Genomic DNA, 13,211 nt, shown 5'->3' on the forward strand with positions numbered 1-13,211 from the left:
AAACCCCGCAAGGGATGCCTCGCGGGGTTTTAAATCTTGGAGAAGGCAGCCCACAAATAACGTGTTAGCCTTCAGAGTGATCTGGGCTAACAAGGAGGATGATGGTGATGATGGTGCTGCTGTAAACTGAACATGAAATAACCTCAACCAATCAATGAAACGTGAATTGGTTTAGATTGTATAGATTGCAAGCTATCGATCAACCTTTATTTTGAAGGCTTTTGCAATTTGTTGTATCAAGTTGTATAGGTGTGCTTTTGGCTGGAACTGACAAAACACCGTCCCCTCCTGATTTTGTGGTACATTGGCACCACCATTTCTTAAAACTTAAGTTGATGTCAAAGGTTACTGCTCAATTTCAAAAGGACGGCGTGTTAGCGCAGACGTTGCCAGGGTTCCAACCTCGAGATGCGCAAATTGCGATGGCACAAGCGGTAGAGCGGGCAATGCTCAAGCGTTCACAACTGGTGGTCGAAGCTGAAACGGGAACTGGTAAAACCTTTGCGTATTTGGTTCCGACGCTGGTGCAGCAAAAAAAAGTGATTATTTCGACGGGCACCAAAGCGCTGCAAGAGCAGTTGTATCACCGAGATTTGCCTGCGTTGCGGGATGCTTTAGCGCCTCAAAAACAGGTCGCTTTGTTAAAAGGGCGTGCGAATTACTTATGTTTGCATCGGATGAATCAAGCGTTCAATCAAGCTGGTGAGCTGGCGCGAGATTTGCAGCAGCAGTTAGTCGAAGTGCGGCAATGGGCACAGCGCACCACCGATGGGGATATCGGTACCATGAATGTGCTGCCAGAAGACGCTGCCATTATTCCGTTTGTAACGAGTACGGTGGACAACTGTTTAGGTCGAGATTGTCCTGACTATGATGCCTGCTACTTGGTCAAGGCTCGCCAACGGGCCTTAGATGCCGATATGGTGGTCGTGAATCATCATTTGTTTTTCGCTGATATGGCGCTGCGTAATGTTGGCTTTGGTGAGCTCATTCCTCAGGCTGATGCCATTGTATTTGACGAAGCCCACCAGCTGCCAGATATTGCGAGCCAGTATTTTGGCGAATCTGTTTCAAGCCGTCAGCTGCAAGAATTAGCTCATGAGATTAAGTTAATCTATTTGACCGAGCTCAAAGATTTACGGCAACTCGAAATTGCGGCCAGTAAGTTACTAGTTAGTTTACAAGACTGGCGTTTGGTGTTTCCCCGTGACCCCATGCGGGGCAATTGGCGCCCGATGGCCCAGCGCGAAGAAGTGGCGCAAATGGCGGCGCTGATTGCACAGCAGTTAGAGTTCCTGCGTGACGTATGCAAAGCGGCCCTTGGGCGGCATCAAGATCTCGACCAGGCCTATACGCGCTGCCAGCAGCTATTAGCGAAGTGGAAGCAATTGCAAGAAGTGAATCGTACGGGCTACAGCTTTTGGTTTGAAACGACGACACGACAGGCGACCTTGCACCAAACCCCGTTGAGCGTGGCAGAGAAGTTTGGGGATTACGTGCGTGACAGTGGCATGGCCTGGGTATTCACGTCAGCCACCTTGGCAGTGGGTGAGAGTTTTCATCACTTTACTGATCAATTGGGACTATATGAAGCGACCACCTTGTGCTTAGCAAGCCCGTTCAACTTTGCGGAGCAAGCGATGCTATGTGTGCCGCGTTACTTGCCGCAGCCTCATGAAGCTGAAATGACACAGGCATTGGTCGACTTGGTTGAAGATGTGGTGACCCATAATCGCCATGGAGGCACCTTTGTTTTATTTACCAGTCATCGAATGCTGCAACAGGTGGCGACGCTGTTGGCAGAACGCATCGAACAGCCCTTATTCGTGCAAGGAACCAGTAGCAAACGGGATTTACTCGAGGAATTTACTGCGGCTGGCAATGGGGTGCTGCTGGGAACGTCATCGTTTTGGGAAGGAGTGGATGTACGTGGGGCTGCGTTACGATGTGTCGTGATTGATAAGTTGCCGTTTGCCAGCCCCGATGAACCGTTGTTGCAAGCGCGGGTCGAAGACTGTCGCTTGCGTGGCGTTGACCCATTCGCTCAGGTACAATTACCCCAAGCGATCATCGCCTTAAAGCAAGGCGCTGGGCGGCTGATCCGTGATGCCAGTGATCAAGGCGTGTTGATTGTCTGTGACCATCGTTTGGTAACCAAACCTTATGGTGGCGTATTTCTGAGCAGCTTGCCCGCCATGCAGCGGACCCGCGACCTGACAGTCGCCTTGCAGTTTTTAGCGCAACTGGAGAAGCCAGAGTGACGTTTAATGTTGTTTTAGCGATTGATACCTCAACTGAACAGTGCTCAGTCGCATTAAAGAAAGCCGATCAGTGGGCAACTCGCGCGGTGCTAGCGCCTCGTGAACACTCGCAGTTAATTTTGGGCTTGGTCCAGGAAGTTCTTACTGAATTAGCCATCACGTTGGCGGACGTCGAAGCCATTGTGGTTGGGCACGGGCCAGGGAGTTTCACCGGGGTGCGGATTAGCGTTGCCATTGCGCAAGGGCTGGCCTTTAGTCACAATTTACCCATTATTCCCGTCAGTACTTTAACGGGACTAGCCCAGCAAGCCATTCGACTGCACGATGCCCCGCAAGTGGTGAGTGCGATTGATGCGCGAATGCAAGAAGTTTATGTGGCCGCTTATCGCCAACAACAGAGGTTTGCCGTCCCCTTGTGCGCCGAGCAAATGGCCGGTTTGGTGGACCTGACCACGCTGCCATGGTGGTCGGAACTAGATCCTACCCAAATGGTGATGGGGGCTGGGACGGGCTGGCAGCTGGCTGAAGCTCCGCTGAATCAGCAAGGGCAGGTGCACGTTCTTGATGATGTGACGTTACCTTTAGCAGAGGATTTGTTGCGCTGGGGGGTGGCGTACGGCAAACCGATTGCCGCGGCAGATCTAGAACCGCTTTATGTCCGTAACGAAGTAGCTTGGCAAAAACTGCCGGGACGAGGTTAAAAACCCGTAAAGTTGTGGAACTTACATCGTTAAAAATCACTCAAACTGCTATAGATAAAGAATTTAGCAACGAAGCTTAACACGCGAAGAGGTCGCCTTATGAAGCACATGATTCCTATACTCGCAATGGTTACATTGGTCGCCTGTTCATCAGTTCCTGATAATTTGCAGGTACCTGATGATAAAGCGTTAGTTTCTTATCAAGCTGCGTTAGAAAATCCCGAGCAAGTGGTCGGACAGCCAGCGCGGTGGGGTGGGGTGATTGCCGATGTGCGTAACTCCGATGAAGGCACCGTGATTGAAGTCGTTAATTTTGATTTACAGAGCTGGGGCCGCCCGCAGCCGAGTGATCAGAGCCAAGGCCGCTTCCGCGCAAAATTTAACGGCTTTGTCGACCCAGTTGTCTATAAACAAGGAAAAGAAATTACCTTTATTGGTACGATTGGTCAGCCTGAGTCAGGGACCATTGATGAATACACCTATTTATTCCCAGTACTCAATGCGTCGAATAAACATTTGTGGCCAGTACGAAAAGAGCCCACACGTGTTGAAGTAAATTATGATGCATTATGGTATCGCCATTATTGGTATAGCTATCCAAATTACCCGCGGCCCATTTATGTGCCAGCGCCGGTCATGAAAGACGGTGGTCAAGCGGCGAAACAATAACTAGGTTTTCTTAATTCATGAACAAATCAACCTTGGATTTGCAACAGGCTCGACGTTTCGCCGAGCCTGTTGCGTTTGAGCTCCCGTGGGGAACGTTGCGTGGGCTCGCGTGGGGGAATCCGCAGGGTCACCCTATTTTGGCGTTACACGGATGGTTAGATAACGCCTTTAGCTTCTTACCGTTGGCGGAAGAATTCTTACAGTCACCACTTGCTGAGGACCACTTTCTGATTGCCTTGGATTTCGCGGGGCATGGTCAGAGCGATCATCGTCCGGCTGGTAACTTTTATCCATTTATCGATTATGCGTATGATGTGTGGCATGTGATCACGCAGCAAGAGTGGTCTAGCGTTAGTTTGCTCGGGCATTCGATGGGCGGTTATGTGACGGCCATGGTTGCGGCGGTGATGCCGCAGCAAATCCGTTCCTTGATGACCATCGAAGCCTTTGGCATGTTGACTGAATCAGCCGAACGCACCGTCGCTCAGCTACAGGCAAGTTTCCAGAGCCGTTGGCAGCAGCAATTCAAACGCGCCCCAATTTACCCTGATTTGAATAAAGCCGTGTTAGCACGAACCCTTGCGGGCGATTTAACGCGTGAATTGTCTGCCTTATTGGTGGAACGGGGGATTGCGGAAACGGATGCAGGCGGCTGGCGCTTTTTGGCCGACGGGTATTTACGTGTGCGTTCGCCGCTAAGAATGACCCCCGCGCAAGTGGAAGATATTCTGCGACAAATACAGTGTCCGTTTACCACCGTGGTTGCTTCGGCTGGCGAAATTGAAGTTAAGCAAGCGCTATTGCAATGGCAAAATTTTGTTCCACACTTAGAGCGAGTTGAATTGACAGGGGGACATCATGTGCATATGGAACAGCCGCATGCGATTATCCGAGCATTTTTACCGATGTGCGGTCACTCAGTTAGCTAGGCAAAAGTGGTCGGATATGCGATGATTGTGCGTTATTTACCTCAATGAAACATTGTAAAAGGCAAGGAGCAAGAACGCGTGGATAAAATTTGGCTAAAACGTTATCCAACCGGCGTCCCGGAAACCATTGATCCGGATCGTTTCAATTCCTTAGTGGATATTTTCGAGCAAAGTATCCAACAATATGGCGACAAAGTTGCTTTCATTAATATGGATACGGAAATGACATTCAATGAGTTGGATGTTCTTTCACGCCATTTTGCTGCGTTCCTGCAACAACGCGGACTGAAAAAAGGTGATGCCTTTGCCATCATGATGCCAAACCTATTGCAATATCCGGTGGCATTATTTGGCGCATTGCGAGCCGGGCTCACGGTTGTGAACGTAAACCCGTTGTATACGCCCCGCGAATTGAAGCATCAACTCGTTGACGCCAATGTTAAAGCGATTGTGATCTTGGAAAACTTCGCTCACACATTGCAAAAGGTGGAAGATTGCGTTCCTGTTGAACAAGTCTTTGTGACGGCGATTGGTGACTTGTTACCTGCGCCAAAACGGTGGCTGGTGAATGCGGTGGTGCGGCATGTGAAAAAGATGGTGCCAGCCTATCAATTGCAACACACAACCTCGTTCCGAGCGAGCCTTAAGCAAGGCGAAAAGTTTTCCTATCAACGACCTGAAATTATGGGCGATGACTTGGCCTTCTTGCAGTATACTGGTGGTACCACTGGGCTGGCGAAAGGGGCAATGCTTTCCCATCGGAATATGGTGGCGAACTTAGAAATGGTTTCAGCATTGGTGGCACCATTAGTCAACGATGGTGAAGAGACCGTGGTGACTGCATTACCGCTGTATCATATTTTCGCGCTTACCGCGAACTGTCTCACTTTCTTGAAGCACGGTGGGCAGAACTTATTAATCACCAACCCGCGCGATATGAAGGGTTTTGTTAAGGAACTCAGCAAGTATCCATTCTCGATCATTGCTGGCGTAAATACCTTGTTCAACGGGCTGCTCAACACGGAAGGGTTTAAAGATCTTGATTTTAGCCATTTAAAAATTGCGCTGGGCGGCGGTATGGCGGTGCAGCGCGCGGTGGCTGAAAACTGGCAGCGCGTGACGAAGTCGCGGCTATTAGAAGGTTATGGTTTAACAGAGTGTTCTCCGGTGGTGACGGTGAATCCGACGGATATTGAAGAGTACAACGGCACCATTGGCCTTCCCTTACCATCCACAGATGTTCGAGTTGTCGATACGGAAACTGGAGAAGTATTGCCTCAAGGCGAGGCTGGCGAGCTGCAAGTTAAAGGTCCGCAGGTTATGGTGGGTTACCTAAATCGTCCTGACGAAACCGCCCAAGTGATGAAAGATGGCTGGTTCGCGACCGGTGACATTGGGGTGATGGACAGTGACGGTTTTTTCCGCATCGTTGACCGTAAAAAAGACATGATTTTAGTGTCGGGTTTCAACGTTTACCCGAATGAAATTGAAGATGTCATTGCAGCTCACCCCAAAGTGTTGGAAGTGGCGGCAGTGGGAGTTCCGCATGACGCCTCGGGTGAACAAGTGAAGTTGTTTGTGGTGCGCAAAGATGCCAGCCTGACCGAAAAAGAGCTGATCCAATACGCGCGGGAAAACTTAACCGGCTATAAAGTGCCGAAATTAGTTGAATTCCGTGATGAGCTGCCGAAAACTAACGTCGGTAAAATCTTACGTCGCGAGTTACGTGATGAAGAAATGGCGAAAATTGAGGGTAAAGCCGACTAACTTATGACCCCTTACCAAGTAATTACCACTCAAGCTGAGCTACTGACCTTTTGTCAGTATGCTCAGCAGTTCTCTTATCTGGCATTAGATACTGAATTTATCCGCACACGAACCTACTATGCACGGCTAGGATTACTGCAAGTGCGGGTAGAGAACACGCTGGTACTCATTGATCCTTTAGCTAATATCGATTTAACGCCGTTTTGGCAGTTGCTGAAAGATCCTGCGCTGACTATCGTGATTCACGCCGGCGGCGAAGATTACGAAATCCTCGCCCAGCAGATGGGGGAGGTCCCCACCGCAATCATCGACACACAAATTGCGGCTGCTTTCGCGGGGCGTGGTGACGCCTTGGGCTATGCTGCGTTGGTGGAACAATATACCCAGGTGGAATTGGACAAATCGCAGTCACGGACCGATTGGTTGCAACGGCCGTTAAAGCCCGAGCAATTGGATTATGCGGCGGCGGACGTGCATTACCTCTATGAGATTTATCCACAATTACTGGCGGAACTATCCCCCGATAAATTGGCATTAGTGCAAGCGGAAAGTGAAGAACAAGTGAGGCGGCGGGCTGAATCGGTTCCCGCCCACTGGCTGTATTTGTTTTTCGGCAATGCGTGGCAATGCAATCAGCAACAGTTAGCGGTGTTGCGCGAGTTGTTGCAATGGCGCTTACAGCGGGCGCAATATTCCGATATTCCGCTGGGCTTTGTCGCTAAAGAGCATACGTTATTGGAGCTGGCGCGCCGCTGCCCACAGTCCATTACACAATTACGCAGTATTCCAGACTTGTCCCCGGTGACCATTCGCTATGGTGGAGAGCGCTTATTGGCTGTGATTGAACAGGGGTTAGCGGCGACAGAACTGCCCGAACCATTGCAGCGGCTGACGGATATGAGTGGCTATAAAGCAGCCTATCAACAAATGAAGCAATGGGTGCAACACACCGCCACTGAACTTGGAATCAGCCCTGGGTTGGTTGCTTCACGGCGCCAAATTAATGATGTGATTCACTGGGAGTGGCAAGTACCGTCCCGAGCGAAAGCAGAATTAGTTGCCCCTGACTTGTATCGAAGCTGGCGTGGCGCTAAGCTGAAAGTATTGATAGAAGACCTCTTACAGCGAGATCGTTAATCATGTTGTGTGCGATTTATCGTAGCCCTCGGCGGGCTGATACCTATTTGTACCTTTCACATCCGGCAGACTTTACTCGGGTCCCTGAGCCATTACGGGACGTTTTTGGAACCCCCGTCCATGTCATGACCATTGCCTTAACAGCTGAGCGTCGACTTGCCCGCTTATCGGTGACGGAGTTAACGCCGCGGCTGGAACAGGATGGCTACTATTTGCAAATGCCGCTGCATCAAGAGAATCTGTTAGACCTGCACAAAAAACTGCAACAGGAGTCAAAATCATGTCACTCGTAACGCGTTGGTTGGCCATTATCATGATTGGCTGCGCTGGAGCAGCTGCTCCAGCGCAAGCATCTGAAGGCTCGGAAGCATCAGAATTGGAAGCTGGCTTTGCTGCGTATGTGGAACAAATTAAACAAGAAGCCTTAGCCGCAGGGTACAAAGAAGAAACCCTGGCAACGGCGTTCGAGAACGTCACTTTTTATCAACGGTCAGTAAAAGCAGATCGCAACCAGCCGGAATTTAAGTTAACGCTGGATACTTATTTGCCACGTGCCGTGCCTGAATGGAAAGCTAAGAAAGCCGTTGAGATGTATCAACAGCATCGTGAATTACTGGAAAAAATTGGTAAGGAATACGGTGTGCAGCCACGTTTTATTGTGGCGTTGTGGGGCATTGAAACCAACTTTGGCGCTTTTACTGGAGGGATGGATGTGATTTCAGCGCTAACCACTATGGCCTATGAGGGTCGCCGCGAGGAGTTCTTTAAAAAAGAACTTTGGCACGCGCTCACCATCGTGGAAGAGGGCCATATTCCAATTGAGCAAATGAAGGGGTCTTGGGCCGGAGCCATGGGTCAAGCGCAATTTATGCCAAGTTCCTTTATGGCTTATGCCGTGGATTATGATGGCGATGGTCGCAAAGATATTTGGGGCTCCCAAGGCGATGTATTCGCTTCCGCCGCCAATTATTTGAAGTCTGTGGGCTGGCGTGACGATGTGACTTGGGGACGTCAAGTACAATTACCACCAGGCTTTGATGGCGCTCAAGCGTCCTTAACAATTAAAAAGCCATTAGCTGAATGGCAAGCCTTGGGAGTTCGTAGCTATGACGGCACGGACTTACCGAAACGGGACGATATTGTGGCCTCGATCGTTATTCCTGATGATCAAGAAGGCCGGGTCTTTTTGGCGTACAGCAACTATGACGCTTTGATGCGCTGGAATCGTTCTCATTATTTTGTTGCTGCGGTGGGGTACTTATCCGATCGCATTCGTTTTCCGAGGTCTGAATGATGGGATTACAACCCCCAAGCAAAATAGTTTGCGTCGGGCGTAACTATCGGGAGCACGCGGCTGAATTAAGCAACCCAGTGCCCAGCCAACCCTTATTGTTTATCAAGCCACCGTCAGCGATTACTCGCTTGCCGGAGGTTCGAATTCCGACGAGCTATGGCGACTGCCAACACGAAATTGAGTTGGCGGTATACATTGGCATGCCGTTACGCCGCGCGACTCCCGAACAAGCAATCAAAGCCATTGCCGGCTATGGGGTTGGGTTGGATTTAACCTTACGCGAGTTGCAGAGTGAATTAAAAGCCCAAGGCCATCCCTGGGAACGCGCCAAAGCGTTTGATGGCTCCTGCGTATTAGGTCCGATGATTGAGCGGATTGAGTTTGATGCTACGCAACCGTTTACTATCGCATTGCACGTGAATGGCGAATTGCGACAACAAGGCTCGAGTGCCGACATGCTATTTGCGATTGCCGATCTATTGGCTGATATCTCGGCGCAGTTCACCTTGGTGCCGGGGGATGTTGTATTGACCGGAACTCCTGCCGGTGTTGCCGCGCTACAGCTTGGTGATGAACTGCGATTAAGTTTACACCATGCGGATCGTCAATGGGATTGGCAGGCTCGGGTTGAGGCGGCTGACTAAATGGTGCAAGAGGCATTTTGGCAGACCAAAACCTTACAAGAAATGACTCACAGTGAATGGGAGCAGCTTTGTGATGGGTGTGGGAAGTGCTGTTTACATAAGCTGATTGATGCCGAGGATGCTGAAGAAACAGTCCATTACACCGATGTCAGCTGCCGCATGCTGAATACGAAAACCGGTCAATGCAGTGATTATGCAAACCGTCATCAGTGGGTGCCAGATTGCGTAGTGATTACTCCTGAGATGATTCATGAACTGGATTATTTACCCACCAGTTGTGCCTACCGTCGCTTGGCTGAAGGACGAGGGCTGGCTTCTTGGCATCCCCTGTTGCATGGTGGCGACCGTGAGCCGATGCGTGCAGCGGGCATGAGTGTGGCTGGACGGGTCGAAAGTGAAGACGAAGTGGCCGACGATCTCGAACTGCGGATCGTGACTTGGCCACTGCGTGATGTGGATTAACTCACCGGTTAGAGACGACGTAGTTTCAGCAGTCGTGCACAAATGATAAAAATGCCCGCAAGAGTATAAAAAGCAAAGTTAATTTGCATCCAGCCAGGCATGCTTAAGCCCAACCATGACCAATCAATTTCACCACACTGTCCTGGTGCTGCGAATAACGAAGGGAACCAGTGGTGGAGTGGCATCCAACTAGGAAAGTTAGGAAAGGTGTCGCATACCATAAACCATGAATTTTTGGCGTTTTGCATGGCGACGTGTTCGGCGGCAATGCGCCATCCCCAAATGGCCGCAGTGAGCCAGCCAGCATAACCAATCAGGCGTGCAAGCATTCGCTGGGGAGCAAGCCAACCAATGAATCCAGCAACTCCAAGCGCAATGATTGCGGTCCGTTGATAAATGCATTTTACACAGGGCTCAAGTCCTAATTGGTACTGAAAATACAGGGCCGTCAGTAATAATGCAAAACAGGAAAGTGTAAGAACTGCCCAAGCTCGACGTTGGGTCGGAAGTTTAGCCAAAAACAATAGCATCGCTGTGTTGACCTTTTGTTGTTTTACCTCGCAAGATACCCGAGAACTGCCAAAATGTCGATAAGTTCGTTGTTTCCTGGGTTACAAAACTTGTCCGACCATTGAAAAGGCTGGTAGAATCAAGACAACTCTATCACAGTCATCATTGTCTCGTTGAGTCAACATTTTCAAATTCAAACGACAGGCCATTACATGATTATCAAGGCACAAAGTCCGGCCGGTTTTGCCGAAGAATATATTGTCAAATCAATCTGGAACGGACATTTCGCTCCAGGGACAATTTTACCTGCAGAACGCGAGCTGTCAGAGCTCATTGGCGTGACTCGCACGACGCTACGGGAAGTATTACAGCGGTTAGCGCGTGATGGTTGGTTAACCATTCAACACGGGAAGCCGACCCGAGTGAATAATTTCTGGGAAACCTCAGGGTTAAATATCCTTGAGACCTTGGCCCGTCTTGATGAAGACGGAATGCCTGAGCTGGTTGATCAACTGCTTTCAGCGCGTACCAATATTAGTGCCATTTATATTCGCCAAGCATTGCGGAATGCGCCTGAGAAAGTGCTGGAATTGTTGACCGAAGCGGAGCAGCTTGACGACACATCGGAAGCATTCACCCAATACGATTATCGCTTGAATCATGAGCTGGCGCTCAACTCCGGTAATCCAATTTATGTGTTGGTGCTGAATGGTTTCAAAGGGCTGTATTCGCGGATCGGTAATTTTTATTTTACCAACCCGGCTGCCCGTGCCCGCGCACGCAAATTTTATGCCGATTTAAAACGCATGCCTAATGCCCCTAAACCTGAAGAAGTGGTCACGTTAATTCGTGAGTATGGCTATGAATCGGGCCAAATCTGGCACAGCATGCGGGGTGATATTCCAGCAAATCTGGTGGAATAATTAAATAACACGGTATTCCAAAAATAAAAAACCCGCTCGAGTGAGCGGGTTTTTTGATGAAGGCTGTGAATTAAGCGAAGTTTTTCGCTGCAAATTCCCAGTTCACTAAGTTCCAGAACGCATTTAAATAGTTCGGACGTGCGTTACGATAATCGATGTAGTAGGCGTGTTCCCATACGTCGACTGTCAGTAGTGGGGTGACGGTGCTATCCGTTAATGGTGTCGCAGCATTGCTGGTGTTCACAATGCCAACAGTACCGTCTGCTTTTTTCACTAACCATGTCCAACCGGAACCGAAGTTTCCTGCCGCTTGAGCGCTAAACTCAGCTTTGAACTTGTCAAAAGAACCAAAGGCAGCGTTAATCGCATCAGCTAATGTACCTGTTGGCTCACCACCACCGTTCGGGCTTAAGCAATGCCAGTAAAACGTGTGGTTCCAAACTTGAGCAGCGTTGTTGAAGACGCCGCCGTTTGAAGTTTTGATGATGTCTTCGAGTGACTTGCCTTCAAATTCAGTTCCTGCCACCAGCTCGTTCAGCTTAGTCACGTAGGTCTGATGATGCTTGCCGTAGTGGTACTCAATGGTCTCTGCAGAAATATGTGGTTCTAATGCATTTTTCTCATAAGGTAATGCTGGTAGTTCGAATGCCATGTCGACTCTCCGTTGTAAATTATGAATGAATGTCTTGTTTGAATTCTTTATAGGATACCATTGAATTCACAACAATCTAATACCATATCTATAGATGGGGACGAAATCCCAGAAAACAAGGGCGTCAGTTCGTCTAGTATACGCATTTTATGCCTCTTTTGCGTACTGAATGTCTTGTTGGCTCATGGTATACTTCATCATAGATCAAACCAAGTAACCTGCGGGGACGTTATGGAAACTGTTGAAAAAATTAAGCAACAGATCGCCGAAAATCCGATTTTGTTGTACATGAAAGGGTCACCAAAATTACCTAGCTGCGGATTTTCCGCTCAAGCATCACAAGCCTTGATGAGCTGTGGTCAAGCATTTGCCTATGTCGATATTTTGCAAAATCCGGATATCCGAGCAGAGCTTCCTAAATACGCTGATTGGCCGACTTTTCCACAATTATGGGTGGAAGGTGAGTTAATTGGCGGGTGTGATATCATTTTGGAAATGTACCAAAAAGGTGAATTACAAGAATTAATTCAAGAAGTTGCTGAGCGCCATCCGGCACCAGCAGCGGAATAACTTAAAACAACTAGATGGAGAAGAAGTAATGGGTGTATTAGTTGGTCGTAAAGCCCCTAACTTTACAGCAGCAGCCGTATTAGGTACTGGCGAAATCGTTGATAGCTTTAACTTTTATGAGCATATCCAAGGTAAAAAAGCGGTTCTATTTTTCTATCCGCTGGATTTCACCTTTGTTTGTCCGTCAGAGTTAATCGCGTTCAACCATCGTTTGGATGAGTTCAAGAAGCGCGGCGTGGAAGTGATTGGTGTTTCCATTGACTCACAATTTACCCACAATGCGTGGCGTAATACTGCTGAAGCAGATGGCGGTATTGGCCAGGTGAAATATCCATTAGTAGCGGACGTGAAGCACACAATTTGTCGTGCTTATGACGTTGAGCACCCAGTTGATGGCGTTGCTTTCCGTGCCTCTTTCTTAATTGATGAAGAAGGTGTAGTTCGTCACCAGATCGTAAACGACTTACCATTAGGTCGTAACATTGACGAAATGATTCGTCTGGTTGACGCATTGAACTTCCACCAGAAGCATGGCGACGTGTGCCCAGCAGGCTGGCAAGAAGGTGACGAAGGCATGAAAGCAGACCCACAAGGTGTTGCTGCATACCTGTCAAAGAACGCGAGCAAACTGTAAGCGTGAGTGATTTGAAAAGGCCGCAATTGCGGCCTTTTTTCTTTTTATTTGCATCTCT

The 13,211-nt window shown here is 49.1% G+C and carries 15 protein-coding genes; 13 read left to right on the forward strand and 2 right to left on the reverse strand.

Annotated features, from left to right (window positions below; all coding sequences use genetic code 11):
- The first annotated feature begins 335 nt into the window (after nt 1–335).
- The 10 genes from BLP64_RS05620 to BLP64_RS05665 all read left to right on the forward strand — a co-directional run bounded on the left by BLP64_RS05620 (nt 336) and on the right by BLP64_RS05665 (nt 9,864).
- A complete protein-coding gene (locus BLP64_RS05620) occupies nt 336–2,261 on the forward strand; it encodes a DNA repair helicase YoaA (protein WP_092592753.1) in 1,926 nt (641 codons plus the stop codon).
- Nucleotides 2,258–2,962 (forward strand): tRNA (adenosine(37)-N6)-threonylcarbamoyltransferase complex dimerization subunit type 1 TsaB, encoded by a 705-nt coding sequence (gene tsaB / locus BLP64_RS05625; RefSeq protein WP_092592617.1) that lies wholly within the window; start codon nt 2,258–2,260, stop codon nt 2,960–2,962. Before BLP64_RS05620 ends, tsaB begins: the two co-directional genes overlap by 4 nt.
- A gap of 99 nt (nt 2,963–3,061) precedes the next feature.
- The gene (locus BLP64_RS05630; protein ID WP_092592619.1) at nt 3,062–3,631 is read left to right on the forward strand and encodes a Slp family lipoprotein; all 570 of its coding nucleotides are present in this window, start codon (nt 3,062–3,064) and stop codon (nt 3,629–3,631) included.
- A gap of 17 nt (nt 3,632–3,648) precedes the next feature.
- Entirely contained in the window at nt 3,649–4,560 is a 912-nt protein-coding gene (locus BLP64_RS05635; protein ID WP_092592621.1) for an alpha/beta fold hydrolase, read from the forward strand.
- Nucleotides 4,561–4,638: 78 nt separating this feature from the next.
- Nucleotides 4,639–6,327 carry a long-chain-fatty-acid--CoA ligase FadD gene (gene fadD / locus BLP64_RS05640; RefSeq protein WP_092592623.1) on the forward strand — a complete coding sequence of 563 codons (1,689 nt, stop codon included), beginning with the start codon at nt 4,639–4,641 and terminating at the stop codon, nt 6,325–6,327.
- Nucleotides 6,328–6,330: 3 nt separating this feature from the next.
- Nucleotides 6,331–7,464, forward strand: coding sequence for a ribonuclease D (gene rnd, locus BLP64_RS05645; RefSeq protein WP_092592625.1), 1,134 nt, complete (start codon nt 6,331–6,333; stop codon nt 7,462–7,464).
- A gap of 2 nt (nt 7,465–7,466) precedes the next feature.
- Complete coding sequence (locus BLP64_RS05650; protein ID WP_092592627.1) at nt 7,467–7,757, forward strand: YcgL domain-containing protein; 291 nt, start codon at nt 7,467–7,469, stop codon at nt 7,755–7,757.
- Nucleotides 7,745–8,758 (forward strand): lytic murein transglycosylase, encoded by a 1,014-nt coding sequence (locus tag BLP64_RS05655; RefSeq protein ID WP_092592629.1) that lies wholly within the window; start codon nt 7,745–7,747, stop codon nt 8,756–8,758. Before BLP64_RS05650 ends, BLP64_RS05655 begins: the two co-directional genes overlap by 13 nt.
- Nucleotides 8,755–9,402: a fumarylacetoacetate hydrolase family protein gene (locus BLP64_RS05660; protein WP_199286047.1), complete on the forward strand. Its 648-nt coding sequence runs from the start codon at nt 8,755–8,757 to the stop codon at nt 9,400–9,402. The genes BLP64_RS05655 and BLP64_RS05660 overlap by 4 nt, the downstream gene beginning before the upstream one ends.
- Nucleotides 9,403–9,864 (forward strand): YcgN family cysteine cluster protein, encoded by a 462-nt coding sequence (locus BLP64_RS05665; protein ID WP_092592633.1) that lies wholly within the window; start codon nt 9,403–9,405, stop codon nt 9,862–9,864.
- Nucleotides 9,865–9,872: 8 nt separating this feature from the next.
- On the opposite strand, the gene dsbB is transcribed toward BLP64_RS05665, so the two are convergent.
- A complete protein-coding gene (dsbB, locus tag BLP64_RS05670) occupies nt 9,873–10,394 on the reverse strand; it encodes a disulfide bond formation protein DsbB (protein WP_092592635.1) in 522 nt (173 codons plus the stop codon).
- 192 nt (nt 10,395–10,586) lie between these two features.
- Between dsbB and fadR the strand changes: the two genes are divergently transcribed.
- The gene (gene fadR / locus BLP64_RS05675) at nt 10,587–11,297 is read left to right on the forward strand and encodes a fatty acid metabolism transcriptional regulator FadR (protein ID WP_092592637.1); all 711 of its coding nucleotides are present in this window, start codon (nt 10,587–10,589) and stop codon (nt 11,295–11,297) included.
- A 70-nt stretch (nt 11,298–11,367) separates the two neighbouring features.
- Here fadR and sodB read toward each other — a convergent pair whose 3' ends face one another.
- Nucleotides 11,368–11,949 carry a superoxide dismutase [Fe] gene (gene sodB / locus BLP64_RS05680; protein ID WP_092592639.1) on the reverse strand — a complete coding sequence of 194 codons (582 nt, stop codon included), beginning with the start codon at nt 11,947–11,949 and terminating at the stop codon, nt 11,368–11,370.
- Nucleotides 11,950–12,180: 231 nt separating this feature from the next.
- Between sodB and BLP64_RS05685 the strand changes: the two genes are divergently transcribed.
- Nucleotides 12,181–12,519, forward strand: coding sequence for a Grx4 family monothiol glutaredoxin (locus BLP64_RS05685; protein ID WP_092592641.1), 339 nt, complete (start codon nt 12,181–12,183; stop codon nt 12,517–12,519).
- 28 nt (nt 12,520–12,547) lie between these two features.
- Entirely contained in the window at nt 12,548–13,153 is a 606-nt protein-coding gene (locus tag BLP64_RS05690) for a peroxiredoxin (RefSeq protein ID WP_092592643.1), read from the forward strand.
- Nucleotides 13,154–13,211: the final 58 nt, after the last annotated feature.

This window comes from Pseudidiomarina indica (assembly GCF_900104245.1).
Classification (GTDB): domain Bacteria; phylum Pseudomonadota; class Gammaproteobacteria; order Enterobacterales; family Alteromonadaceae; genus Pseudidiomarina; species Pseudidiomarina indica.